The organism is Allotamlana fucoidanivorans (assembly GCF_045788535.1).
Classification (GTDB): domain Bacteria; phylum Bacteroidota; class Bacteroidia; order Flavobacteriales; family Flavobacteriaceae; genus Allotamlana; species Allotamlana fucoidanivorans.
Map to the genome: position 1 here is coordinate 1,964,442 of NZ_CP074074.1, position 25,311 is coordinate 1,989,752.

Annotated in this window: 23 protein-coding genes and 1 tRNA gene; 11 read left to right on the top strand and 13 right to left on the bottom strand. The window is 35.9% G+C overall.

All coding sequences use genetic code 11. The features are described from left to right. The 5 genes from lepB to KFZ70_RS09005 form a co-directional block, all read right to left on the bottom strand. Positions 1 to 1,584, bottom strand: a complete 1,584-nt coding sequence (lepB, locus tag KFZ70_RS08985; protein WP_139695127.1) for a signal peptidase I — start codon at positions 1,582 to 1,584, stop codon at positions 1 to 3. A gap of 67 nt (positions 1,585 to 1,651) precedes the next feature. Then, positions 1,652 to 2,356: a 4-hydroxy-tetrahydrodipicolinate reductase gene (gene dapB, locus KFZ70_RS08990; protein ID WP_139695126.1), complete on the bottom strand. Its 705-nt coding sequence runs from the start codon at positions 2,354 to 2,356 to the stop codon at positions 1,652 to 1,654. Between the two features lie 70 nt (positions 2,357 to 2,426). Continuing rightward, entirely contained in the window at positions 2,427 to 3,065 is a 639-nt protein-coding gene (locus KFZ70_RS08995) for a DUF5683 domain-containing protein (RefSeq protein WP_139695265.1), read from the bottom strand. Continuing rightward, positions 3,055 to 3,969 carry a ParB/RepB/Spo0J family partition protein gene (locus KFZ70_RS09000; RefSeq protein WP_139695125.1) on the bottom strand — a complete coding sequence of 305 codons (915 nt, stop codon included), beginning with the start codon at positions 3,967 to 3,969 and terminating at the stop codon, positions 3,055 to 3,057. The genes KFZ70_RS08995 and KFZ70_RS09000 overlap by 11 nt, the downstream gene beginning before the upstream one ends. 3 nt (positions 3,970 to 3,972) lie before the next feature. Further along, positions 3,973 to 4,737, bottom strand: coding sequence for a ParA family protein (locus tag KFZ70_RS09005; RefSeq protein ID WP_139695124.1), 765 nt, complete (start codon positions 4,735 to 4,737; stop codon positions 3,973 to 3,975). A 175-nt stretch (positions 4,738 to 4,912) separates the two neighbouring features. On the opposite strand from KFZ70_RS09005, the gene KFZ70_RS09010 reads away from it, so the two are divergent. Next, complete coding sequence (locus KFZ70_RS09010; RefSeq protein WP_139695123.1) at positions 4,913 to 7,681, top strand: pitrilysin family protein; 2,769 nt, start codon at positions 4,913 to 4,915, stop codon at positions 7,679 to 7,681. 67 nt (positions 7,682 to 7,748) lie between these two features. Here the strand turns inward: KFZ70_RS09010 and scpA are convergent, their stop codons facing one another. From scpA to KFZ70_RS09045, 7 genes are all read right to left on the bottom strand, one after another. Further along, a complete protein-coding gene (gene scpA, locus KFZ70_RS09015) occupies positions 7,749 to 9,866 on the bottom strand; it encodes a methylmalonyl-CoA mutase (RefSeq protein WP_139695122.1) in 2,118 nt (705 codons plus the stop codon). Between the two features lie 18 nt (positions 9,867 to 9,884). Continuing rightward, a complete protein-coding gene (locus KFZ70_RS09020) occupies positions 9,885 to 10,541 on the bottom strand; it encodes a hypothetical protein (protein WP_139695121.1) in 657 nt (218 codons plus the stop codon). Then, the gene (locus KFZ70_RS09025; protein WP_139695120.1) at positions 10,531 to 11,886 is read right to left on the bottom strand and encodes a methylmalonyl-CoA mutase subunit beta; all 1,356 of its coding nucleotides are present in this window, start codon (positions 11,884 to 11,886) and stop codon (positions 10,531 to 10,533) included. Before KFZ70_RS09025 ends, KFZ70_RS09020 begins: the two co-directional genes overlap by 11 nt. After that, positions 11,879 to 12,202 carry a septum formation initiator family protein gene (locus KFZ70_RS09030; protein WP_139695119.1) on the bottom strand — a complete coding sequence of 108 codons (324 nt, stop codon included), beginning with the start codon at positions 12,200 to 12,202 and terminating at the stop codon, positions 11,879 to 11,881. Before KFZ70_RS09030 ends, KFZ70_RS09025 begins: the two co-directional genes overlap by 8 nt. Position 12,203: 1 nt before the next feature. Next, entirely contained in the window at positions 12,204 to 12,809 is a 606-nt protein-coding gene (gene udk, locus KFZ70_RS09035; protein WP_139695118.1) for a uridine kinase, read from the bottom strand. A gap of 69 nt (positions 12,810 to 12,878) precedes the next feature. Further along, entirely contained in the window at positions 12,879 to 13,277 is a 399-nt protein-coding gene (locus tag KFZ70_RS09040) for a cytochrome c (RefSeq protein ID WP_199240650.1), read from the bottom strand. A gap of 4 nt (positions 13,278 to 13,281) precedes the next feature. Further along, positions 13,282 to 14,409 carry a PQQ-dependent sugar dehydrogenase gene (locus KFZ70_RS09045; RefSeq protein WP_139695117.1) on the bottom strand — a complete coding sequence of 376 codons (1,128 nt, stop codon included), beginning with the start codon at positions 14,407 to 14,409 and terminating at the stop codon, positions 13,282 to 13,284. 239 nt (positions 14,410 to 14,648) lie between these two features. Between KFZ70_RS09045 and KFZ70_RS09050 the strand changes: the two genes are divergently transcribed. Together KFZ70_RS09050 and KFZ70_RS09055 are read left to right on the top strand one after the other, a co-directional pair. After that, a tRNA-Pro gene (locus KFZ70_RS09050) sits at positions 14,649 to 14,723 on the top strand. Positions 14,724 to 14,949: 226 nt separating this feature from the next. Then, a complete protein-coding gene (locus KFZ70_RS09055; protein WP_139695116.1) occupies positions 14,950 to 16,233 on the top strand; it encodes a site-specific integrase in 1,284 nt (427 codons plus the stop codon). Between the two features lie 97 nt (positions 16,234 to 16,330). On the opposite strand, the gene KFZ70_RS09060 is transcribed toward KFZ70_RS09055, so the two are convergent. Beyond that, positions 16,331 to 17,062, bottom strand: a complete 732-nt coding sequence (locus tag KFZ70_RS09060; RefSeq protein ID WP_139695115.1) for an SOS response-associated peptidase — start codon at positions 17,060 to 17,062, stop codon at positions 16,331 to 16,333. A 534-nt stretch (positions 17,063 to 17,596) separates the two neighbouring features. Here KFZ70_RS09060 and KFZ70_RS09065 point away from each other — a divergent pair. The 8 genes from KFZ70_RS09065 (at position 17,597) to KFZ70_RS09100 (ending at position 25,302) form a co-directional block, all read left to right on the top strand. Further along, positions 17,597 to 19,375, top strand: a complete 1,779-nt coding sequence (locus KFZ70_RS09065; RefSeq protein WP_139695114.1) for a ParB/RepB/Spo0J family partition protein — start codon at positions 17,597 to 17,599, stop codon at positions 19,373 to 19,375. A 95-nt stretch (positions 19,376 to 19,470) separates the two neighbouring features. Further along, positions 19,471 to 20,034, top strand: a complete 564-nt coding sequence (locus tag KFZ70_RS09070) for a hypothetical protein (RefSeq protein WP_139695113.1) — start codon at positions 19,471 to 19,473, stop codon at positions 20,032 to 20,034. Positions 20,035 to 20,789: 755 nt separating this feature from the next. Beyond that, complete coding sequence (locus KFZ70_RS09075; protein WP_139695112.1) at positions 20,790 to 21,128, top strand: single-stranded DNA-binding protein; 339 nt, start codon at positions 20,790 to 20,792, stop codon at positions 21,126 to 21,128. A gap of 43 nt (positions 21,129 to 21,171) precedes the next feature. Continuing rightward, positions 21,172 to 21,597: a DUF6876 family protein gene (locus KFZ70_RS09080; protein WP_233243996.1), complete on the top strand. Its 426-nt coding sequence runs from the start codon at positions 21,172 to 21,174 to the stop codon at positions 21,595 to 21,597. 12 nt (positions 21,598 to 21,609) lie between these two features. After that, positions 21,610 to 21,807: a hypothetical protein gene (locus KFZ70_RS09085; protein WP_139695111.1), complete on the top strand. Its 198-nt coding sequence runs from the start codon at positions 21,610 to 21,612 to the stop codon at positions 21,805 to 21,807. 468 nt (positions 21,808 to 22,275) lie between these two features. Beyond that, positions 22,276 to 22,857: a BfmA/BtgA family mobilization protein gene (locus tag KFZ70_RS09090; protein ID WP_139695110.1), complete on the top strand. Its 582-nt coding sequence runs from the start codon at positions 22,276 to 22,278 to the stop codon at positions 22,855 to 22,857. Continuing rightward, positions 22,820 to 23,857, top strand: coding sequence for a MobB family relaxase (mobB, locus tag KFZ70_RS09095; RefSeq protein WP_139695109.1), 1,038 nt, complete (start codon positions 22,820 to 22,822; stop codon positions 23,855 to 23,857). Before KFZ70_RS09090 ends, mobB begins: the two co-directional genes overlap by 38 nt. Then, on the top strand, positions 23,854 to 25,302 hold the full coding sequence (locus tag KFZ70_RS09100) for a type IV secretory system conjugative DNA transfer family protein (RefSeq protein ID WP_139695108.1): 1,449 nt from the start codon (positions 23,854 to 23,856) through the stop codon (positions 25,300 to 25,302). The genes mobB and KFZ70_RS09100 overlap by 4 nt, the downstream gene beginning before the upstream one ends. Positions 25,303 to 25,311 lie beyond the last annotated feature (9 nt).

The window sequence follows — 25,311 nt, forward strand, 5'->3', positions numbered from 1 at the left end:
TTAAGCGTTTTCCTTTTTTCGCTTTTTCCATTTAGAATACCCATAATAACCTAAAAGCAATACCAAGAATGGGATGAAAAATGAGGTAGCCTTTCCTTCACCACTTACTGTTGTGAAGAAACGTTCCCATCTGGGGTTTTTAAGGCCGTCCCAACTCATCCAAATAAACACAGGCTTACCTACCACATGGTCAAAAGGCACAAAGCCCCAAGCTCTGGCATCAATGGAGTTATGGCGGTTATCACCCATCATCCAATAGTAATTTTGTTTAAAAGTATACGCATTGGTAACCTTTCCGTTTATTAGTATTTGATTGCCTTTTACCTGAAGGGTATTACCTTCGTATTCTGTGATTACGCGTTTATAAAGTGGCAGGTTTTCAAGACTGATATCAATAGTTGCTCCTTTTTCAGGAATATAAAGCGGACCAAAAAAGTCTACGTTCCAAGGATAATCAGGGTGATGCGGAAAAATCCCTGGATCTCTTTCGCCCTTTGTTTTAATATTAGGCGTTATACTGGCCACATTGGGATGATTTTTAAACTTAGCCAAAGCTTCATCAGAAATAGCCGAGAAATAGTAAGTGTTTTGTTTATTAATAATACCAAAGCCATCGGTGATATCATAGCGCTCCTTTAAAAAAACAGGATTAAATCGATTTGTTTTGGGTTGCACATAATAGCTAAACTGTAAATGGGCGCGGTCTGGTAATTCATTTTTCTTACCATTTATATAAACAAATCCATTTCTAACCTCTAGCGTATCGCCTGCAATACCTACACAACGTTTTACAAGGTTTGTTTTCTTATCAATGGGTTTATAGTAATTGCGGTCTGGATGAAAGTCGTTCATATCCAATAAGGTGTCGGCAGGCTGATTGAACACTACAATGTCATTGCGTTCAATGTCTTCAAAACCAGGAAATCTTAAATAGGGTAATTGCAACTTGTTTTTCCATGATGTTTTTCTTTTGGAATAGTCGTCATCAAATAAATACGATTTAGTTCCTAATTTAGGAATGGTATCATGCACCATAGGGGCAGCAATAGTAGTCATAGGTACTCTAGCGCCGTAATGAAATTTACTAACAAATAAAAAGTCTCCAACCAATAACGATTTTTCTAAAGATGAAGACGGTATAGTAAACGGTTGCATAAAATAGGTGTGCACAATAGTAGCCGCCACAATAGCAAAAAGTATAGAACTTAACCAATCACCACCCGATGTTTTGGGATGTAAACTTCGGTTTTCAACATAGCTTACATCAGCTGTATAATTTAAGTAGTAATTATAAAGTCCTAGTGAAGCAATGGCTAAAACAGTATCTATGGGCATATTTTTTCCAAAACTTCTAGCGGTTTCAACCCAAACTACGGGGAACATTATCAAATTAACAATAGGCAGAAATAATAAGATTACCCACCAAACAGGCCGGTTAATTATTTTCATTAAAACATAACCATTGTAAATAGGTACAAAGGCTTCCCAAGCTTGTCTTCCAGCTTTAATATAGAGTTTCCAAGTCCCAAGGCCGTGAACTACTTGAATAATCAAAATGAAAATAAACCATTGTGATAATGTCATAATCTAAAATATTTAATTTGATAGTAAGTTGTTAAAGGTAAATGTATTGTTACACAACAGGTTGCTGTTAACCAATATTTAACACATCATTCATTGTAAAAACACCTTGTTTTCCTACAATCCATTCTGCGGCAATTACCGCGCCAAGTGCAAACCCTTGTCTAGTGTGTGCCACATGTTCAATAGTAATGGTGTCTACTTCACTTTCATAAGTAACGGTATGGGTTCCTGGAACATCTTCAATACGTTTAGCAACAATTGGGATGGTAGTTTCGTTGCCTTGATCTAATTTCCAATTTGAATAACTTCCATGCTGTTCAATAATATCTTGAGCTAAAGATATAGCTGTTCCGCTAGGCGCATCTAACTTTTGTGTATGATGAATTTCTTCCATAGAAACGTTGTATTGTTTCAATGCACTCATCATTTTGGCCAGGGTTTTATTCAACTCAAAAAATATATTAACGCCTAAACTGTAATTAGATGCATAAATAAAAGCACCCTTTTTTTCTTTACATAAGGTCACCGCTTCATTATACCTATCAAGCCAACCCGTGGTTCCTGAAATAACAGGGACATTATTATTCAAACAATTTGAAATATTATTAAATGCTACCGTGGGTATGCTAAAATCAATAGCAACATCCGCCTCAGTTATATCATAATCTGTGTCATCTTTGTCAATAGTTAATACCACATCATGCCCGCGTTTTAGAGCAATTTGTTCTATGGTCTTTCCCATTTTTCCGTATCCTAATAGTGCTATTTTCATTGATTTCTGTTTTTTATTGTTGCTAAATCACCTTAATTTCTTTTTAATAAAGATTGTATAATGATTTATGCTAAAATTTAAAATTTAAGGTTAGCCCAAGACTGGTTGAGGCATCAAATTCGTCAATTTTATAATGTGGTGCAAGCGATAAGTTCTTATCCACATTATATTGCATTAAATGGGCATCAACATTGGCGTCAATAATATTTAAAGCATAGAGACCTAAAGTAACCAGTAATGATATTTCTTTATTTCTCCTGTAAAATTTTTGTCCGCGTTCTAATCCTTCCGTTGTTACCCGGGGTTGGGTTAATTTATTTCCGTTACCATCAAAATAGAATTCATCATCCTCAAAACCAGCTAATCTACGTTTATACGCATCTCTATACCTATGATATTCTTTATTGTTATTGGTGTAAAAATATATTCCCGTTCCAATAGCGCCCCAAACAATAGGGATTTTCCAATACTTTTTATTGTATGCTTGACCTAAACCTGGTAAAAGCGCCGAGTAAAATGCAGCTTTTGAAGGCGCTAACGGATCAATAGGTTTTCTAACTTTGGAAATAGAATCAGCAGCTATTAGTTTTGTTTCTCCTGTTTCTTGAATTACTTTTTGCTCAGATTTTTTGGTGTCATCATTTTGAGCAATTAGAGAAAAACAACAAAGAATTGTAAAAAATACCGCTGTTAATGTGTTATTTGGAATCACCTTGAACTAATTTTTTAATCCGATTAAAGTCTTCTTCAGAATGAAACGGAATGGTAATTTTTCCTTTTCCATTCTTAGAGACCTTAACGTCTATTTTGTGTCCAAAGTATTCTGAAAATGCCGCAATTCCTTTTTTTATGTATTTAGGAACCTCGTTACTTTCATGTTTTACTTCATTGGGTTGTACCTCATCTGAAGTATTATAGCCACGAACTAAATGTTCTGTTTCTCTTACAGATAATTTATTAGATAATATTTTCTCATAAATATCTAATTGAATGCTTTGATCTTCAATAGGAATAAGCGCACGTCCATGTCCCATAGAAATAAACCCATCACGCATACCTGTTTGAATGATAGGGTCTAATTTTAATAATCTTAAGTAATTGGCAATGGTTGAACGCTTTTTTCCAACACGTTCGCTCATTTGTTCTTGGGTTAAATTTATTTCGTCAATTAAGCGCTGATAGGACAGGGCAATTTCAATGGGGTCTAAATCCTGGCGTTGAATGTTTTCAACTAAGGCCATTTCTAAAGACTCTTGGTCATTGGCTATTCTTACATAAGCTGTTATGCTTTCTAATCCTAGAAGTTTTGAAGCACGAAAACGACGTTCACCAGAAACTAATTGGTATTTATTAAGTCCTATTTTTCTAACTGTAATAGGTTGAATAATGCCTAATTCTTTTATAGAGGAAGCTAATTCTTGCAAAGATTCTTCACTAAAGTTTGTTCGAGGTTGAAACGGGTTCACCTCAATGGTATCAAGATCGAGCTCAACAATGTTACCAATTACTTTATCCGCATTTTTATCTTGAGCCGATTGAATATCGTTACTTGGATCTTTAAGTAATGCCGATAAGCCTCTGCCTAAAGCTTGTTTTTTTGTTGCCTTGGCCATAATTTAAGAGTTTTTTGTAATAATTTCTTTTGCCAAGCTCAAATAGTTATTAGCTCCTTTACTGCTAGCATCATAGTTAATAATGGTTTCTCCATAACTAGGTGCCTCACTTAAACGTACATTACGTTGTATAATGGTTTGAAAAACCATATTATTAAAATGCTTCTGCACCTCTTCAACCACTTGATTTGATAAACGTAAGCGAGAATCATACATGGTAAGAAGTAAGCCTTCAATATCTAAATCAGGGTTATGTATTTTTTGAACACTCTTTATAGTGTTTAATAGTTTGCCTAATCCTTCCAATGCAAAATACTCACACTGAATGGGTATAATAACGGCATCTGCTGCGGTAAGCGCATTAAGGGTTAATAGTCCTAAAGAAGGCGCACAATCAATTAAAATATAGTCATATTCATCCTTGATGCTTGATAAAGCCTTCTTCAGCATGTATTCACGCTCGTCTTTATCAACAAGTTCAATTTCAATAGCTACCAGATCTATATGTGCTGGAATGATATCTAAATTAGGTGTGTCTGTATGAATAATGGCTTCTTGGGCTAAATTGGAATGTTCAAGTAGCTGATACGTTCCTGTTTCAACAGATTCAACATCTATTCCTATACCAGAAGTTGCATTGGCTTGAGGGTCAGCATCTATCAGTAAAACTTTTTTTTCTAAAACCCCAAGCGAGGCCGCTAAATTTATAGATGTTGTTGTTTTTCCTACACCACCTTTTTGATTAGCAATTGCAATGACTTTACCCATTAATTGATTTGGTTTTATTAGAGCCAAAAATACAATTAATTATTAGGAATAAAAATTGATTTTTTTGAGTTGACTCAATTCTTTAAACAAAGCTATTTTAATAGAATTTTAATACAAAAGCGTTAGTCAGTTTATTTTCAAAACATTATTTTTAAAAAAACGAAAACTTTACACTATGAAAATTTTTATCGATGCTTTTAGATGCTGTGTAGTAATCTGCTTTTTAGTAGGTTTTTCATATACAGGTTTATCACAAATTAAGCAAACAGCTCAGGTTGAAGGGATAACTCAATATGTTCTAGACAATGGTCTTAAGGTGCTTTTGTTTCCTGATAATTCGGCACAAACCATAACGGTTAATATAACGTATTTAGTGGGGTCTAGGCATGAAGGTTACGGTGAAAAGGGAATGGCTCACCTGCTAGAACACATGCTGTTTAAGGGTACACCATCGCATCCCGATATCCCGAAGGAATTAACAGAGCATGGAGCCCGACCTAATGGAACCACTTGGTATGACAGAACTAATTATTTTGAAACATTTAATGCCAATAAAGAAAACTTAGAGTGGGCTTTAGATTTAGAGGCTGACAGAATGTTAAACTCTTACGTCGCTAAAAAAGATTTAGAATCTGAGTTTTCTGTGGTGAGAAATGAATTTGAAAGCGGGGAGAACTCACCTTCTGGGGTGTTAATGGATAAAGTGATTAGTGCAGCTTTTTTATGGCATAATTATGGGAATTCTACCATTGGAAATCGTTCAGATATAGAACGTGTACCTATTGAAAATTTGCAGGCTTTTTATAAGAAGTATTACAGGCCAGACAATGCGGTTTTAATGGTAACTGGAAAATTTGAAACGCAAAACGTTTTAAATCTTATTGAAGAAAAATTTAAAGATTTAAAAAATCCTGAGCAACCCCTCCGTGATGTGCCAACCATTGAGCCAGCACAAGATGGAGAGAAACGAGTTACCTTGAGTAGAGTGGGTGATTTACAAATTGTATCGGCGTTATATCATACACCATCAGGTTCTCATGAAGATTATAGTGCTATTGTTGTGGCTGAAGAAATATTGACCAGCCAACCATCAGGAAGGTTGTATAAAGCCTTAATTGATGGCAAAAAAGCCTCAAGTGTATGGTCTTTTTTGCCATTTACCAAAGAGCCAGGTTTTATTTACTTCAATGTAGATGTGCCATCTGACATGGCGTTAGCAGAAGCAGAGGCAACTTTGAAATCTGTGCTAGAAGATTTAAAGGCAAATCCTGTCACTGAAGAAGAAGTTAAACGCGCTAAGTCTAAATTGATGAAAAAGTATGATCAAATTTTTAGAAACTCGGGTTATTTAGGAACCTTTATGAGTGAGTTTATAGGGGCAGGAGACTGGAGGTTATCTTTTATTACAAGAGACCGCGTTGAAGCCATGACGGCTGAAAAAGTAAATGCAGCGATGCAGCGCTATTTTATAAACACAAATAGAACCATAGGAAATTTCGTGCCTTCTAAAACCCCAACACGCGTTGAGATTGAACATACGGCAGGTTTAGATGCTTTGGTTACAAGTTATAAAGGAAAAGAAGGCTTAGATGCAGGGGAAGCTTTTGATGTGTCGTACGAAAATATTCAAAACAGACTAAAAACTGGAGAGTTAAACGGTTTACCTATTGAATATGGCTTTATAAAAAAAGATAATCGTGGTAAAACTGTCACCCTCTCTTTTGTGATTAGAAACGGAAAGGTAGATGACTTTATGAATAAAGGTCAGTTAGCCAGTTTCACAGCCAGAATGTTAAACAAAGGCACTCAAAACTATACAAGACAAGAGATTGAAGATAAATTGAGTGAGCTTAAATCGTCTATACGTTTTTCCGGATCAAACGGAAGAATTGTAGCGAGTATAAGTTCTACAGAGGATGATTTGATAGAAACAATTGCACTCATGACAGAGATGCTTAAAAACCCTAAGTTTGATAGTGCAGAGCTAGAAAAACTAAAAACACAAGATTTAGCCTCTATTGAAGAGAATAAAACAGAACCACAGTTTCTGGCCAGCAAAAATTTAAGGTTACTAAATCAAAATTACCCAAAAGGACATCCGTTATATGTGTCAACTATTGAAGAAGATATAGAAGACATTAAAGCGGTTAGCGTAGATGGGATTAAAGAGTATTATGATGATTTTTATGGAATTTCAAATAACGCCTCGTTAGTGGCTATTGGAAATATTGATGAGGAAGAACTGAAAGACTATTTTGAGAAGGCGTTTGCCGATTTTAGAGTAGATAAGCCTTATGAGTCAATCTCAAATCCTTTTAAACCAAACAATGAGGTGAACAAAAGTTTAAAAACACCAGATAAGAAAAATGCTATAAGTATTGGAGTAATGGCTTTTGAAGGGAGTCAAGATAATGATGATTATGGCGCTTTACAGATAGCAAGTTCTATTTTTGGTGGAGGGGTGTTAAATTCCAGAATTACCACAAGACTAAGACAGCAAGATGGTGTTAGTTATGGAGCGGGAGGTTATGTTAACGTTGATGCCGATGAGAAAGATAAAAGATCGGCTATTGTGGTGTATGCCATTTATGCACCAGAAAATGCTTTAAAGGTACAGCGTGGCTTTAAAGAAGAAATAGAACGATTTATAAACGATGGCATTACGGAGGAAGAACTGAAGATTGCCGTTAATAGTTGGGTTCAAGGGGAAGCGGTTTCAAGGGCAAAAGATAACGAGTTGTCTACGCTTATAAACAATAATCTGTACTATGACCGAGACATGATGTTTCAAAAAGAAGTAGAGAATAAAGTTACCAATCTAACCGTGGACGATGTAAACAAGGTGATAAAAAAGTACTTTAAACTTTTTGATAAATGGACGGTGGTTAATGCTGGCGATTTTGTTGAAAATAAAATAAATACTGAAGATAAAAAAGTAGATTAATACCCTTCTGATTTAAGAATAAAAAGCAAGTTAAACCTTCAACGTTTAGCTTGCTTTTTTTATGCTGTTAATCTATTAAGATGTTTAATAGTTTAATGGCTGCTTCACTTATTTTTGTGCCAGGGCCAAATATGGCAATGGCTCCAGCATCAAATAAAAACTGATAATCTTGCTTTGGAATGACGCCACCAACAATAACCATAATATCATCTCTACCATAATTTTTTAGTGCGTCAATCACCTGAGGAACCAAGGTTTTGTGTCCTCCAGCTTGTGAGGATATGCCGAGAATATGAACGTCATTTTCAATCGCTTGTTTTGCAGCTTCTTGAGGGGTTTGAAAAAGCGGCCCTATATCTACATCAAAACCCACATCAGCATACCCTGTGGCTACAACCTTAGCACCGCGGTCATGACCATCTTGTCCCATTTTTGCAATCATAATACGGGGTCTTCGGCCTTCTTGTTCTGCAAAAATATCGGCTAACTCTTGCGCTTTTTTAAAGGTATCGTCATTTTTTATTTCATTGCTATACACTCCTGAAAATGATTTTATTTGTGCTTTATGTCTGCCAAAAACAACTTCTAAAGCATCGCTAATCTCACCGAGTGTTGCTCTTAGTCTGGCAGCTTCAATAGCTAAAGCTAATAAATTATTTTGTCCTGAGCGAGCAGCTTCCGTTAAATGCGATAAAGCGGTTTTAACCTGTTCTGTATTTCTTTCGGCTTTAACGTTTTGTAAACGCTCAATCTGGGTCTTTTTTACAACCTGATTATCAACCTCTAAAATAGAAATAGGAGCTTCTTCTTCAAGGGTAAAGGCGTTAAGCCCAACAATAATGTCTTGCCCCGAATCTATGCGCGCTTGTTTACGGGCAGCCGCTTCTTCAATTCGCATTTTAGGAACTCCAGCTTCAATAGCTTTTGTCATGCCTCCAAGCGCTTCTACTTCTTCAATAAGAATCCAAGCTTTATTGGCTATATCATGCGTTAGTTTTTCTATATAAAAACTGCCAGCCCACGGATCAACCGTTTTGGTGATTTCTGTTTCTTCTTGCAAATATATTTGTGTGTTTCTGGCAATTCTAGCTGAAAAATCTGTGGGTAAGGCTATGGCTTCATCAAGGGCATTGGTGTGCAGGCTTTGTGTACCTCCAAATACCGCAGCGGCAGCTTCAATGGTAGTGCGTGCCACATTATTAAAAGGGTCTTGTTCAGTTAAACTCCATCCTGATGTTTGGCAGTGCGTGCGTAAGGCGAGCGATTTTTCATTTTTAGGTTGAAAAGGCATTACCAATTTAGCCCACAGCATTCTAGCGGCACGCATTTTGGCAATCTCCATAAAATGATTCATACCTATACCCCAGAAAAAAGAAAGCCTAGGAGCAAAGGTGTCAATGTCCAGCCCAGCTTCAAGTCCTTTTTTAATGTATTCTAAACCATCTGCAAGCGTATAGGCCAATTCAATATCGCAAGTGGCTCCTGCTTCCTGCATATGATACCCAGAAATACTTATGCTATTAAACTTAGGCATGTTCTTACTGGTGTATTCAAAAATATCAGAAATAATCTTCATAGATGGTTTAGGCGGATAAATGTACGTATTACGTACCATGAACTCTTTTAAGATGTCATTTTGAATGGTGCCTGAGAGTTGCGCTGGTAAAACGCCTTGTTCTTCGGCAGCCACAATGTAGAATGCCATAATGGGAAGTACCGCGCCATTCATGGTCATGGAAACTGACATTTTATCTAGTGGTATTCCGTCAAAAAGCAGTTTCATATCTTCTACAGTATCAATAGCTACACCAGCTTTGCCTACATCACCAACCACACGCTCATGATCAGAGTCATAACCGCGATGTGTTGCTAAATCAAAAGCTACCGAAAGGCCTTTTTGCCCAGCGGCTAAATTTCTTTTGTAAAATGCATTGCTTTCTTCTGCCGTGCTAAAACCAGCGTATTGTCTTATAGTCCACGGTTTCCTTACATACATGGTGCTGTATGGGCCTCTTAAAAACGGTGGTATGCCAGCCGCAAAATTTAGGTGGTCAACATCTTTAAGGTCTGCTTCTGTGTAAACGGATTTCACCGAGATTCCTTCAGCTGTTTCAAATATGTCAACCTTACTAGTGGTTGGCTTTGAAAGTTGTTTTACAGTGATATGTTGAAGATTTTTTCTCAAACTTTGAAGCGGTTTATCTTATTTTGAATCTTGAGGTATTTTGTTAAAATCAACTTTTTGTTCAGGTTTGTCAAAATTTACTTTAGCAAAGTCTACTGTAAACAGTTTGGCAAAATACAAATCAAACGCTATGTAAGCGCCCAAATACTTGTCATTAAGGGCATTTCTGTATTTATTCATAACAGGCGTGCCAAACAATTTAGGGCTCATACTGTTGGTTGACATAAGCGCATTTAAAGTGGTTTTTAGGTTGTCATCTTTTATATTGTTAGCTATACAATTCATGATGGTGCTATTGTAATTTAGGTGACTTTTAGGGTTTTTAGCATCCCATAAATCGGCTTCACTTTTTAAAGCTTCAAATACTTCTTTTGTGTGTTTTGAAACGATATTGTCATAGTTGAGACTTCCGTATACCGCCATTCTTACAAATTGAGAATAGGCATTAACTAATGAGGCTTTAGTATTATTTTTGCTATAAAAAGCCAAAATATCATCCTCAAAACAATAAAGCGCTTCATTATATAGTTTTGAATTTAATCCTTCGCAATTTAATACTTGGGGTTTGTCAAGATATTTGAAATTAGAAAATGACGAATCGGTTTTACAACTAAAAACGATAAGCGAAAATAAAAAAGCAATAAAATAAATTTTTGAGTTCCTGTTAAAGTTCATTTTTTAATCGGTTTTGTTCTAATTGTTCGGATAATCTTTTTGCAATTATGGGTTGAATCAATGTTTTTCTAGGATTTGTTTTTACAAAAGGATAGAGTTCTAACTCATTCTTCATGTGGTTTTTGGAGTTTATATATTTGTTTGATCCAATTAAAGTTTTTTCTCCATGGTTAAAAAGCTGTTGCTCTTTATGCGCACTTTCTTTAATCTTTCTTTGAATAACACCATATTTTAGTTGTTTTAAGAAACCGCCTTGGTTTTCAATATCTTTAAACAATTCAAGGGCTTTTTCGGCTAATTGATTGGTGATGCTCTCAATATAATAGGCACCGTCAGACGGATTGGTAACTTTATCAAAATAGCTTTCATATTTTAATAAGAGTAGTTGATTTCTGGCCATGCGTTCACCAAATTCATTGTCTTTATGATAAATAGCGTCATAAGCTAAGTTTGAAACCATATCTGCACCTCCCAAAATAGCGCTCATACATTCGGAGGTTGTTCTAAGCATATTGTTATTATAATCGTACAGGGTTTTATTTCGTTTTGTTGGTGTAGCAAAGATTTGACATCTACTAGGCGCTTTATATTCTGAAGCTAGCGTATCCCAAAGCAGTCGCAATGCTTTTAATTTGGCGATTTCAAAGAAGTAGTTTGAACCAATAGCGATAGTGAAATTAAATTGAATGTCATGGGTGGGGGCTAAATGATTCAAATATTCATTAGCGTGTGCTAACGCATAGGCTAACTGTTGGATTATATTTGCGCCCGCGTTTTGATACAAAGAAGCATCAACACCAACTGTTTTAGATTGATTAACGCTACTTGAAAACAGGGAAAAATCACTTTTTAAATTAGTAAAGAAATTACCTTTTTTAGATAAATTATAGATGATATCATTTTGAACGTAAATACCTTCTTTTGGAACTGATTTTAAAAGGTTTTGTATAAAAGATTCTGATAAAAACTGTAGCTCAAAATAAACAGGCGTTTTTTGGGTGTCAATATCTTTTAGAAGGACATTTATAGCTATGGTTTCTGAATGGATAATAAATTTAATGCATTCGGCACCACGCGATAAGGCATCAAGTGCTTTGGCATTCGATTTTTCAGCATGAGCTACAAAAATGGTTTGTGCAATTTTAAAAGATGTATGATAAGGCTTTGATATAATAGGTGCGTTTGAGAAATCATCAGCATGATAAAAAGGTTTTACTGAAATCCCTTCTTCTGATTGCCAAACAAGGGTTTTATTGTAATCAGCGCCTTTTAAATCAAACTGAATTTTTTGTTTCCATTGTTTGGCTGAAATCGCGTTGAATTCATCAAATAAACCATTAGTCATGTTGTTCTGCTTTTAAGCTGTCTTCATATTCAATAATAAAAATCTCTTCATTTTCTCGCTTCATGTAGTAGGTCTCTCTTGCAAATTTTTCTAAGCCTTCCTCGGTGCTCAGTTTCTTTAAGTCTTTATTGTCTTTTTCAATTTCTTTTTGGTAGTACTCTTTTTCATTTTCAAGCTCCTCAATTTCAGTGTTTAATTCATGATGAATAAGCCATGAGTTAGTATCGAAAAAAAGCATCCAAACAGCAAATAATACTAATATAAGTATAAAAATACTTTTAAAGGGTTTTAGGTATTTATTGTTCTTAAAATCCATGTTATAAACGGTCTGTTATGATGGTTTTTACAATGTCAATAGCAACGGTGTTATGTTTATTATTAGGAATGATAATATCGGCAAACTCTTTGGTGGGCTCAATGAATTGATTGTGCATAGGTTTTAATGTGTTTTGATAGCGTGTTAAAACTTCATTAAGATCTCTGCCTCTTTCTGCTATATCACGTTTTAAGCGTCTTATTAATCGTTCATCGCTATCAGCATGCACAAATATTTTAATGTCGAACATATCACGTAGTTTGGGATTGGTTAAAATTAAAATACCTTCAACAATCATCACCTTTCTAGGATGAGTAAAAATAGTATCGCCTGTTCTGTTATGTTTTACAAAGGAGTATACAGGTTGGTGAATCGATTGTCCTGCTTTTAGTTTAGCTAAATGATTAATAAGTAAATCAAAATCAATTGATGTAGGATGGTCAAAATTGATTTTTACACGCTCGTTAAATGATAAATGTGTGGTGTCTTTGTAATAGGAATCTTGTGAAATAATACCAACCTCGCCTTCAGGAAGTTCATGGAGTATTTTATTCACCACGGTTGTTTTTCCACAGCCGGTCCCACCGGCTATTCCAATTATGAGCATGATATTGAAGTTTATTGTGCTTTTTTACAAATGTAATTAAATGTAAAAATGAATACGGCCAAAACATGTTTATTTTTCAACAAGAGATACTTCTTCCTCTGTTATCATTTTTGTGTTTTTGTTACCCCATGTATTGGTGATATAATTCATAACATCTGCAATTTCATCATCGCTAAGACCCGGTGGAGCCATGTAGCCAATATAAGGCTTGTTGTTTACCACAATTTCTCCAGTTTGACCATACTTAATAGCCTTGATGCTAGCTTTTCGATTTTGCATTAGGAAATCTGATTTGGCTAATGGGGGATAAACATTGGGAATACCTTGACCATAAGACATATGGCAGGATACACAGAAGTCTTCATAGAGGTCACTTCCGCGTTTTATACTTTTTTCTAGAGGTGACTGGGCTTGTAATGCTAACGGTAAACCGGTTAAAATGATAATTAGAGTATAGTATAATTTCATAGTCTTAGTTTTGATTTGGAATAATTTTGAATATACCCTGGCCTTCAACCGCCATGTAAAGATAGCCATTAGGAGCCTGTTTTATGTTTCTTACGCGACCAATATGCTCAAATAGTTTTTCACGCTTAATCACCTGATTGTTTTCTACTACAAGACGTTCTAAATATTGAAATTTTAAAGAGCCCACTAAAAAATTGCCTCTCCATTCGGGGTAAAAATTTGAGTTTACAATAACAAAACCACATGGAGCAATAGAAGGCACCCAATAGAAAAGAGGTTGTTCCATACCTTCTCTTTCTGTGATGTCTGTAAAAGGCGTACCATTGTAATTTATACCATAAGAGATAACGGGCCAACCATAATTTTTACCTTTGGCAATGATATTTATTTCATCACCGCCTTTAGGGCCATGTTCATTAACGTAAATAGCACCAGTAACAGGGTGTTTTGTCATGCCTTGGGGATTTCTATGGCCATAACTGTAAATGGCTTTTTTTGCATTTTGGGTGTTAATAAATGGGTTGTCTGAGGGGATAGATCCGTCATCATTTAGTCTGTATATTTTACCGCCATCTTTGGTGATATCTTGAGGGTTTTCGTCTCTGTTACCGCGGTCTCCAATAGAAAAGTATATATGTCCGTCATTGTCAAATGAAATTCTAGAGCCCCAATGTTGTCCTTTTTTTGTATTCGGCTCAGCCTTGTACAACACTTCAAAATCGACCAAGGTATTATTATTTAATTTTGCTCTGGCTAACGCTGTATTGCCACCTTCTTCATGATCTTCTGAAGACGCATAAGACATATAAATCCAGCCTGTATTTTCATAATCCGGGTGTAATGCAATGTCTAAAAGTCCGCCTTGCCCTCTAACATAAACGTTTGGAGGATTTTGAATAATTGTTTTTTTGTTGTCTTTAAAGAGAATAAGTTCTCCAGATTTTTCGGTAATGAGGATGCTGTTATCAGGTAAGAAAGCCATACCCCATGGAATATTTAATTCAGGAACAATAAGCTCTGTGGTATAATGAAAATCAACGGGTGATTCAGCTTTTATTTCAGATTCTGTTTGCTGGGCACATGTTGCACAGGTTATTAAAATTAACGTTAATAGTGAGATAGACTTTCTCATTAGTTTTTCTTTTGATTTAAAGTTAGATTAAAATACATAATAAAATTGACATCGCATGTGTTGTCTTTTTTATAGTTTTAAGTATTTGTTTTTTTAAGTTACTTCATCTTTTTAAAATTTAAGGTTTGATAGATTCTTTTTATTATGAGGTTGGTCATTGTTGAAAATATTTTTTTTGTAAAATGTGTTTTCAATTGAATAAAAAAACTATATTTGCATCCGCTTACAGATAACCAAATCGGGGTGTAGCGTAGCCCGGTTATCGCGCCGCGTTTGGGACGCGGAGGTCGCAGGTTCGAATCCTGCCACCCCGACAAATAGGGTGTCAAAATAAAACAAAAGACACTTAAAAAACTAAAAATCAGTAAAATACATTTTTGCTGATTTTTTTTATGTCTAAATTACAGCATATCAATTAGTGTCCTATTTCGTGTCCTATTATTTTAGGAATTAATTTCATAAATTTGGGATGCTACGATAATTGACCATCGGAGCGATTTGGCTTTCGTTTAACTGATTCTTCAATTTAAAACGAAAGTAATGAGAACAACACACACATTAAATGTTCATTTTTGGTTAAAAAAAGTGTCCATCAAGAATGATGGTACTATCCCAATCTACGCGCGCATATGGATTGACAGTTCGCCTGTTGATATCAGTACCAAAGAAGCTGTTTTAGAGGAGCACTGGAATCTAGAAAGAGCTCGTGTAAAATCACGTACTAAGTATGCTAAAGTCATCAATAATGCCCTTGATGATATTCAAGCAAAAATTAAAATCGCATATAAGCAACTAATAGAGGAGGGCAGGGTAATTTCTGCAAAGGCAGTAAAATCACGTTTTTTAGGTAAAGACAAGGCGGTGTTAACGTTAAACGACATTGTACGATATCATAGAGAACATGAATTAAAAAAATTAGCCAAAGGCACGGCAAAAAATTATGCGGCAACCGAAAAATACCTAAATCGTTTTATAAAAGAAGTTTATAAAACGGAGGATTTACTATTAACAAATGTGGATTATTCCTTTATTGTAAACTTTGATAATTACCTGCGTAATTGCACCCCACTAGTGAAATCGCAGCCATTAAAAAATAATGGAATTATGAAGCATATGGAGCGTTTACAGAAATTTATGACCCTAGCTACAAATCATGGTTGGATAAAAGTGCATCCATTTGCCTCCTATAAACTAAAGTTTGAAGCGTACGATTGTCCTTTTTTAGACCAAAAAGAGTTAAACGCCATTAAGAACCTTGAAATTGAAAAACCGGGCATGCGATTGGTTAGAGATGTATTTGTATTTTCTTGTTATACAGGACTATCTTACATTGATGTTAAGCAACTTACAGTACAAAACATAGTGACTGGAATTGATGAGGAACAATGGCTGAATTTGAGACGACAAAAGTCGAGAATAGCAACAAAGATTCCACTATTAGATGAAGCTAAAGCAATTTTAGATACCTACGTGAATTATCCAAATAACCAAAATAATTTTGCTTTACTACCTGTATATAGTGACCAAAAAATGAATAAATATCTTAAAGTCATTGCTAAAAGCTGTGGCGTAGAAAAGAATATAACATTCCATGTTGCAAGACACACCTTTGCAACAACGGTAGCACTTTTAAATCAAGTGCCTATAGAAACGGTATCAAAACTACTAGGACACACTAAATTATCAACTACGCAGCGATACGCACGAGTAGTAGAGAAGAAAATCAGTCAGGATATGAACAAGTTAAGATTGAAATTGAAGTCCAAATCAAAAAAGAATTCAAAACATAAGGAGATAAAAAAAGGACATTTGCGTATCGTATGATGTTATAGCGGGGAAGGGTTTTGACCTCAGACAGTTATGTTTTTACAAGTTCTGCCACAGAGGTAGGATTTTTAAATCGATTTAATAAAAACCTAAGTTAAAACAAAGTACCCTTATCAACTGGTGCTATGAATCTAGGTGTATTAGTATCAATACCTTTTTTATATATTTCTCTAGTCACAGGATGAGCTTTAAAGTCTTGACTTGTAAAACCATATGCCATGAGCTCATTTAATTGCGGTTGATTCATACCATCATCGAGCCAATCTTCAAACAAATCATCAGCCAGAACCAAAGGCATGCGCTTTCTTTTATTGTGAACTTCAGCAAAAAAAGCATTTGCCCCTACTGTAATAATAGTGGCAGTATATAATTCATCATCTAACTCATTGTATAACCCTGCAAACAAAAACAAATCTCCCTCAGGATATTCCTTAGAGGGTTGATAGCAGAAATGTGGTATTGAAACACCATTTTCATGATGAGGTTCAAAAAAGCCATCACTTAAAATGAGACATCTTTTATCCTCAGCAATATCTTTATAAGAGTTTCTTTCAAAAACATTCTCAGCCCTTGCGTTAAGTGTGTTGCTTTTTTTTCTAAATCCTTCGGGGTTATGTAATGCCCAATTAGGAACTAAGCCCCAACTAGCTGGATAAATTTTTTCAGGTTCATCCATTTTAATAATGTACAAATTACCATGTGTAAACCCGTTTAAATGATAATACGGTAAGTACTCTAATGGAATTTCAAAATCTGCATCAAAATTAGCTAACAGACTTTGCTCAATCTGTTCTTTTTTTTTTCGTAATGCCGTTGAATAACACATGCTTGTAATTTACAAAAAAGAAATAAAGGTAATGTGTCAAAATAGTGGATTACATGAATGTTGGGTTCAATAAGCTGTAAATTAGTAATTAAATACGAATACTTTCAGTTGTTTGTCTAGTGTAAGGGTTCTTCTGATGCTATTGTCGTAAAAATAGTTAAGGTATTAAGCTCATATGATTTGCCATTTTTTAGTTTTTTGACTTTTTACTAGAAGGGAATTAGAAAATAAACCAATGCGATTAACAAATCGATCTACAAATACAAGAGAATTTTATAAAAATTTTCAATAATTACAAGAGATAAGAATTAGGTTCAAATCCTGTCGCGTTCACATTAAAATCGATTTTATATAGATAGTTAATTATCATACAATATTAACCAAAGTTAAACTCGTAAAATACCACCTGATAAAGACTACGGCATAAAGCCCCAGCCTTAGCCTTTGCTTATTTATTCCGTTTCCTTTTGTGTTGGTATTTTATCTTCCGTTTGGTGTATGCTCAAATATTGTTTAATCTAAAAATTATGTATTATGACAACAAGAGCAAAACGTACCAAAAAGAATGCACCAAGCAGTGCTGCAAAAACCGAGAAAAAGGATGCCTCAAAAATGGAGATTGTATCTCTGGAAATTCAGAAGATTCAACCAGACCCTTTACAGCCGAGAAAAACCTTTGATGATCAACTATTGGCTGAATTAGCGAAAAGTATTAAAGTTCATGGCCTACTTCAGCCTATAACTGTCCGACAGGTAGATGATGATTATGTCATTGTCATGGGAGAGCGACGTTATCGAGCGTGTAAACTAGCAGGCTTGAAAAATATACCCTGTATGGTTAAGGCGTATTCAAAACAAGAGGTTATGGAGGTTCAAATTATAGAAAACCTACAACGCCAAGATGTAGAACCCACAGAAGAAGCTGAAGCCATTGCTTATCTCAATGAAAAATATGAGGCAGCTGAGATTGCACAACGCTTGGGTAGAAGTGATCATTTTATCCGTCAGCGATTAAAATTAGCAGGATTAATTGAGGGATTCAAGCAATTTATACGCTCAGGAAAAATGTCATTAAAGCAAGGCGTTAGAGTCGGACTTTTTGAACCCCAAGAACAAGCTATGATGTTAGAAACTATGGGAGTGGAGTTTAGTGCGCATTTGATTGATCGTTTAATTCAAGAACAATCTTTTGATTTGGAGCGTGCACCCTTCAGTATTGAAGATGACACCATTGTGACGAAGGCAGGAGCCTGTGTGATCTGTCCATTTAACGCTGTCAATCAAGGGCATTTGTTTGGGGCGGGTAAAATGATTTGCACAAAATCTGTTTGCTACACAACCAAGAAACAACAGGTATTCAAGAGTCTCATAGAAAAAGCGAAAAAGGAAAACATCCTGTTAATTCCTGAGGTACGAAAATATTGGGCAAACGAAGAAAACAATCAGCTCATACTAAGTACACTTGAAAAACATGGTTTGAAAGTTTATTTATTAGATGATTTAGAACTTATTGAGAAACCAGAAGCACCAACACTAGAAAGTCTAAAAGAACAGTATCGTTACTACAATTATACAGATGAAAATTTACAAGACAAACTAGAATCGGCACAAAAAGACTATGAGGAAGAATGCAAAGCATACAGTTTAACAAGTGAAAATGGCTTTGTAAAAGGAATACTGTTTAACCCGGAAACATATTGCTATAAAGATTGCTATGTAAGTATACTAGAAACAGCTTCAAAACCATCGGATAGTCATGTCATACCAGTTTCAGAACGTAAAATGGCAGATTGCACTCCTAAAGAACAAATACAAAAAATTAAGGAGCGTGAAATCCGAAAGCAGCAAATTGAAAACAATAAGCAGTTTGAGGAAGTTGTGGATATGATTAGAGAAACAGATTATATCAACACCAAAAAGACACTTTCAGAGGATGAAATGATTGCCTTTACAATTTCGCTTTATGAAAACAATGTTGGATATACGAGCCAGCAAAAATACTTTTCTGGAATGTTTGGTAAGAAATCAAATATGAGCAAGGTAAAGTTGGCCGAACAGTTCAAGAAAAACTTTAAAAAGGAAATGTTCCACAAACTGATAAGGCTGATTCTTACCCAGCAGGTTCATTTTGGAGAGAGCAACCATACCAACAACCTTACTAATATATCGTTTTATAATGCTATGCGTTCGTACCATAAGAATGCCATGGAAAAAATCGAAGCACGATATTTAGAAGAACGTGAAAAAAGAGAGCAACGGTTAAAGGAACGTATTTCCACCCTTGAGAAAAAGGTAAAGATACTGAGCGCTTAGCTCTTGTTGTGAAAGGGGAGTTGATAATACATTTCAGCTCCCTTTTCTTTTCTCTCACATTCATTTCATTATTGTTTCATCTTAACACTTACATCATGAAAAATATAAAAACAATACAGTTCGATTTTGGTTTTAAAGTGGAGCTTAACCTAAATAATAATATAAAAACAACCAATAGTAAAAAGGCTCAGGAAGATTTGGTCTTTGAACTCATGGATAGTCTTACTAGCCCAATAATAGTTTATAAATCTGCATGGCAGGATGCTATTCCAAAGGATCTATTAAGTAAGATAACCATAAGTCGTATGATATGCCAACTTAAAAGGGAAAAGATGGCGTCTATAACAGAGGTGGTAGCTTATATGATGCCCCGAACCTTTGAAGCACCTTTGCCTTCTGAATGGGTAAATATCTACACTTGGTGTGGGTTCCAATATGCTACAATATTCAATAACCAAAATCAAAGGAAAGAAATGAAAGAGGCTATGTTGGATATAATTCCCGAAAAACTTTCAGATCACGAACAAGGTTTGTTAAAATACCTAAGAATTTGGATTTATGACAAAAGAAGAAAAGCGCTAAAGGCCAAACTGAAGGAAGTCAAAAGAATAGATAAACACAAACCAGTTAAAATTCAAGAAAAACTCTTTGAGGAATAAGGTGTTTTTAGAATGTTTGTTTCAAGTAGAAATCAATGTTAATTAATCGTTCAGCACATTTCCCTTCATTCCGATGCTCTTCATTTCGGAAAAAGAGCTTCTCTTGAAAAGTCTTGGACACCATCCCCAATGTTGTCTTTCCATTGCGTTGGCCCTTTCCGCAAAGCAAGAAAGGAGCACTTCATTTCTATCCAAAATTGGAAATGGAGTCCACTTATAATCGGAAAGTCATCATTTCGATTTACTTAACAGAATTTACGGTAAGCCCTTCTTGGGGCTTTCTCGAAAATTCCTAAAAACCGAATCGCTGACTTGCAAATTTTAAGGGGTTTGTAATAGATAAAGCCTTTAGTTGTTTTTCGGATCATCGAAAAACAGGCAGTACATAAGCATTTCTAAATTAATCCCACTGACTCCACGCGCTTAACTTCCCGTACGCTTCTTTGTAAATGGGATTAAAAGAACCTGCTAATGCCCTATAGAACTTGTCAAGACCAAGACAGGTTTTAGATAAAAATAAGGTTTCTACTTCCTTGTTTTTAGCCCTTCGGTAAAAACGACGTTGCAGACACTCCTGATTTATTTTCTAAAAGTCTTGACAAAACCCACTTTCTCCATTAGTGCTATGCACGCAAGAAATCATACAAAACACCCCTTAAAATTTAGTTGCATTCTCTTGAAAACGGGAACCATAAATCAAAAAGGGAAATCATTAACCCGCTTGCCAAAAGGTAGGCATTTAAAAATCTTTTATTATGAGTACACTAAAAAACAAAGTACAGTTAATTGGAAACGTAGGACAAGAGCCTAGCATTACGAATTTGGAAAACGGCAAAAAAGTAGCCCGACTGTCATTGGCAACCAATGGACATTACAAAAACGGGCAGGGCGAAAAACAGACCGATACCAATTGGCATACCATTATTTCATGGGGCAAGACGGCTGACATAATTGAAAGGTATGTTACTAAGGGCAAAGAAATAGCCATAGAGGGTAAATTGAGTACAAGAGCCTATGATGATAAAGACGGTAATAAACGTTATGTGACCGAGGTCATCGTATCTGAAATATTGTTATTAGGAAATAACAGTTAATCCAACCCTTACAGCAATTAAGAAAGAGGGTGTTCCAAAGGATATGGAGCATCCTCCTTTTAACCATAACTTTTTAAAACACACCACAATGGACACACAAGTCAATAAAATAGAAAAGCAATTACAGCATTTCACAGGAACTGAAATGTACTACCACATCCCTATATTAAAGACCCGTTTTACGGATGGGCTGAAATACCTTGCCGATGTTGCCGACTGTTATTGGTTGATTACAGATGCTTCGGTAATAGCCAAGAGCCTGAAATACAAAAGCGGTTGGATTACGATAGATTTTAAAAGGTTGCCCGAGGATAAACGGACAGCTTCAGGATACGAGGCGGAGATTGTTTACAGTGATGGGAACGACACTATTTTGGAAAGACACGGATATCGGGTAACCGATTTTCCTTTAGATGCGTTACGACTGTTTTTTGTGAACGATACCTTGATGCTACCAAGCGAATATTAAAACCTGAAAGCTATGATACACCTAAATTTTACCGATTTAAACGAAGAGGCACAAGAACGGTTGATAGCGAGTTCTAAAGAAGATGTCAAAAGGAAATATGGCAAGGATCTGATGGATTATGCCACCAAGCACAATACTAACTTAGACACAATGCTTGAGGAAGAAGCCATACGGAATTTGTATAATTACAAGTATGTTTTCAAAATCTAAACTTTAAAACCAAACATCAAAGACCTCAATAATCGGGGTCTTTTTCTTTTCAAATACAGAAGGCATTTCAGGAAATCTAACGTTTTAAACGGCTATTTTTTTAAAGCGCATACAATTTATAGGCATTTCAAACCAATTGCAACCAAACGTCATTTGAAGGATTTATAAGAATCCACTACTTTTAATAAAGACATGCAGATGGTAAACGCTTGCATGAAAATTTTGTCCCGCGGGCGGGACGAAATCGAATAGCAAGAGGGTAACGCGCTAAGCGACGTTACAGATTTAAAAAACTCTCAAAACCCTTGTAAATAAAGGGTTTGTTCGGGTTTGTGATTTGTAAGGAGTTTTTCGATTTCACGGAAACGCACCCTGAGCCCAGTAAATACGGTAAAAATTTCACGGAAAATGGCAAAATGGTCCAAAGATGAACCCTTTAAAAATCTGAGCATTAAAGCCTCGGTCGCCATGCGGTATCGTAGTTTCTGCAGGGAGCTGAAAGTAACGCAGTCCATGAACTTAAATAATATGATGGACTTTTTTAAGGGTAATGATATGCTACCAACCGATACTTTGGAATCCCATCTGGGACAAGTAGAGCAAGCCATAAAAAAGCGCATCAATGCTCTGGTGGCTATCATTCGAGACATTGAAAGACAACAGACCGCACCAACCCATGAAATGTTACAACTGTTATTTCAGGAAGCAGGAGGGCAACTGAGGAAACCGCCTGAGACATCCAAAACCATTGCGGGGTTAAAAGTATTAGATCAGCCTGAACTATCCTTTGAAAAACATGAAGCCATATTAGCCAAACTCCAAGACATACCTATTGATGGGTATACACACTATAAGAACCAATATTTCAAAACTCAGCAGCAATTACAGGATTTACAAAGTCTAATAAACAAGAGCCTCAAACAGTCGAAGTATATCAGTCCATCTTTTGGATCGGGCTATGTCAGACTGGAAATATCCAAAACCGATTACAAACAATTAAAAACCCAAAGCCATGTATCTAACCATAAGCCCACAAAAAACAGGAAGTAGCTATCTGCAAAGCGTTTCAGACTTTGTTAAGTATCTGGAAAAGGAGAACGATAACTATGGCCTAGAAGCCGACGAAGCCTATTTTTTTAATCAGGATAATGACGGAATTACTAGTCTTCAGGTCATTACCGATATTGATGCCAATACCAAAAAGCTGCACAAGCATGAACCTAAGTTCTATTCCATTACCATTAATCCGAGCCAACGTGAGCTATCGGCTTTAAAAAATCATACCAAAGATTTAAAAGCCTACACCCGAGAGTTAATGAAAGCCTATGCCGCCTCATTCCATCGGGAAATTGAAGGACGCGCCATAACGGTAAAGGATTTAAAATACTTTGCAAAAATCGAATATAGCCGTAGTTATAAAGGAACGGATAAAGCGGTTCGGGAAAACCAAAAGTACATCGCTAAAATTGCGAAGCTCAAACACCATATTGTTAAGATTGAACGCAATGAAATGGCAGGTAGTGTAAAAGCAAAGCAACAAGCCATTGAGCAGGCTAGAGCTACAGCCCCTCATAAGCTAAATGGTAAAATGATTGAAGCTGGTATGCCCAAAGCAGGGGCGCAAACCCATGTGCATATTATTATGAGCCGCAAAGATCAATCCAATCGCTATAGCCTGTCTCCAGGCAGCAAATACAAAGCCTCAACCGTTGAGTTAAATGGCAAGCTTGTAAAACGAGGCTTCGATAGGGATAGGTTTTATCAAAAGGCAGAAAAACAATTTGACAAACAGTTTAATTATAAACGCCATTATGTCGAGCAATATAAAGCGAGAAAAACATTGTTGAAACAACCAGATGTTTATTTGAAACAACTGTGGCAAATGACACCAAAACAGCGGGCACTGGGGTTTCATATACTCAGAGAAGCAGGCATACAAACCAAATTACCGTCCATACCAGTAAATCAAGCGCAGCTTGCGGCTAAAATTGTGAAACAACTTAAAAAAGGATTAACCAGGGCCATGCGTTCTGGTTCTATTGAAATATGAAAGACCCCATCTTACAAAATATGATAATCTATGCATTACCCATAGCATGTATAATTATGCTACTATACTTGCTGTTTTGGGACGGAAATACCGCTAAAGTTCACAAGAAATACAAAATGAAATTTCAGCTCCTATCAGGGCGATTGAAGATTGCGAATATTAGACGAGGTTCCTGTATCATTGGCTCAGCAGGAAGCGGTAAAACCGAAAGTGTCATCTATCAGTTCTTAAAGCATTTTACAAAACACAAATTTTGTGGCATTGTACACGATTACAAAGATTTGGAATTGACGGAATTGGTATATCCTTTATGTCACGCCAATGGCATCACCCTATACACCATAGCCTTTGATACTTTATATTACAGAGTTAATCCTATAGCACCAAAATACCTGTCCAATGAAGAAAGCGTTCTTGAGGTTACCAAAGTACTTATGGAAAATTTACTTGAACAGCACAGTTCTGAATCTTCGGGGAGCCATAAATTTTTCTCAGATGCCGTTGAAGGGCTGTTATCAGGAGTTATTTGGAACCTACGTAGCTATTATCCGCAGTATTGTACCTTACCCCATGTGATAGCTCTATTTCAGTATTTAGAGAAAGATGGGCTCGTACAGTTTTTAAACACCAACATAACCTCAAGAGCTATGGCCAGTGCTTTTTTACACGGTGTAGATTCCGAGAAACAAACTGCAGGGGTGCGCAGTACTTTATCCAATGCACTAAAAAAGTTAAGCACTCGCCAATTATTTATGGCATTGTCAGCCGATGAAGTGCCACTAAATGTCAATGATACCGAGAATAAGGGAATTATCGCCATATCTAACCATCCCAAATACGAAACAACCTTTGCACCAGTAATAGCTATGGTCATACATACGGTGGTGAAGCAAATGAGTGAACGTGGCAAAGCATCGGCTTTTATTCTTATGGAAGAAGCACCAACCATCAAACTGTTGCATATGCACAGAATACCAGCTACCTTAAGGAGTTATGATATTACCACTGTATATGTGATGCAGGATAAAATTCAGAACGATATGCTCTACGGCGATAAAGCCAGTAGAGCGATAATTAGCAATTTGTCGTATCAGTTTTTTGGAAAAGCCAATGACCCCGATACCGCCAAATACTATGAAAGCTTCTTTGAAATTGTGACTAAACCTACTAGAAGTGTGAGTAAGGATAGCAGTTGGAATTTTAATAGCAGAATAACCAAAGGCGAGAAAGAGGTTAGCAAGCGCCGAGCCAATGAGTTCTTTAGGCTAAAAACAGGGCAGTTTGTCGTCTTCGCCGATGGTAAAGACCGCAAAGTGCAGTTCAGATTATTGAAAATGAAAAAAGAAAAACCACCTGTTTTAAAAAGCTACTCTGTTGATGATCTGGATATCAATTTTCAAAAAATTCATTCAGATATAAGAAGGATGTTTGAAGCGGGAAAATGATAGTGTTTT

What these genes read in the sequence shown, in the direction of transcription:
- lepB (WP_139695127.1), bottom strand. Translation starts at nt 1,584, where the DNA reads ATGACATTATCACAATGGTTTATTTTCATTTTGATTATTCAAGTAGTT.
- dapB (WP_139695126.1), bottom strand. Translation starts at nt 2,356, where the DNA reads ATGAAAATAGCACTATTAGGATACGGAAAAATGGGAAAGACCATAGAA.
- KFZ70_RS09000 (WP_139695125.1), bottom strand. Translation starts at nt 3,969, where the DNA reads ATGGCCAAGGCAACAAAAAAACAAGCTTTAGGCAGAGGCTTATCGGCA.
- KFZ70_RS09005 (WP_139695124.1), bottom strand. Translation starts at nt 4,737, where the DNA reads ATGGGTAAAGTCATTGCAATTGCTAATCAAAAAGGTGGTGTAGGAAAA.
- KFZ70_RS09010 (WP_139695123.1), top strand. Translation starts at nt 4,913, where the DNA reads ATGAAAATTTTTATCGATGCTTTTAGATGCTGTGTAGTAATCTGCTTT.
- KFZ70_RS09020 (WP_139695121.1), bottom strand. Translation starts at nt 10,541, where the DNA reads ATGAACTTTAACAGGAACTCAAAAATTTATTTTATTGCTTTTTTATTT.
- KFZ70_RS09025 (WP_139695120.1), bottom strand. Translation starts at nt 11,886, where the DNA reads ATGACTAATGGTTTATTTGATGAATTCAACGCGATTTCAGCCAAACAA.
- KFZ70_RS09030 (WP_139695119.1), bottom strand. Translation starts at nt 12,202, where the DNA reads ATGGATTTTAAGAACAATAAATACCTAAAACCCTTTAAAAGTATTTTT.
- udk (WP_139695118.1), bottom strand. Translation starts at nt 12,809, where the DNA reads ATGCTCATAATTGGAATAGCCGGTGGGACCGGCTGTGGAAAAACAACC.
- KFZ70_RS09040 (WP_199240650.1), bottom strand. Translation starts at nt 13,277, where the DNA reads ATGAAATTATACTATACTCTAATTATCATTTTAACCGGTTTACCGTTA.
- KFZ70_RS09045 (WP_139695117.1), bottom strand. Translation starts at nt 14,409, where the DNA reads ATGAGAAAGTCTATCTCACTATTAACGTTAATTTTAATAACCTGTGCA.
- KFZ70_RS09055 (WP_139695116.1), top strand. Translation starts at nt 14,950, where the DNA reads ATGAGAACAACACACACATTAAATGTTCATTTTTGGTTAAAAAAAGTG.
- KFZ70_RS09060 (WP_139695115.1), bottom strand. Translation starts at nt 17,062, where the DNA reads ATGTGTTATTCAACGGCATTACGAAAAAAAAAAGAACAGATTGAGCAA.
- KFZ70_RS09065 (WP_139695114.1), top strand. Translation starts at nt 17,597, where the DNA reads ATGACAACAAGAGCAAAACGTACCAAAAAGAATGCACCAAGCAGTGCT.
- KFZ70_RS09070 (WP_139695113.1), top strand. Translation starts at nt 19,471, where the DNA reads ATGAAAAATATAAAAACAATACAGTTCGATTTTGGTTTTAAAGTGGAG.
- KFZ70_RS09075 (WP_139695112.1), top strand. Translation starts at nt 20,790, where the DNA reads ATGAGTACACTAAAAAACAAAGTACAGTTAATTGGAAACGTAGGACAA.
- KFZ70_RS09080 (WP_233243996.1), top strand. Translation starts at nt 21,172, where the DNA reads ATGGAGCATCCTCCTTTTAACCATAACTTTTTAAAACACACCACAATG.
- KFZ70_RS09085 (WP_139695111.1), top strand. Translation starts at nt 21,610, where the DNA reads ATGATACACCTAAATTTTACCGATTTAAACGAAGAGGCACAAGAACGG.
- KFZ70_RS09090 (WP_139695110.1), top strand. Translation starts at nt 22,276, where the DNA reads ATGCGGTATCGTAGTTTCTGCAGGGAGCTGAAAGTAACGCAGTCCATG.
- mobB (WP_139695109.1), top strand. Translation starts at nt 22,820, where the DNA reads ATGTATCTAACCATAAGCCCACAAAAAACAGGAAGTAGCTATCTGCAA.
- KFZ70_RS09100 (WP_139695108.1), top strand. Translation starts at nt 23,854, where the DNA reads ATGAAAGACCCCATCTTACAAAATATGATAATCTATGCATTACCCATA.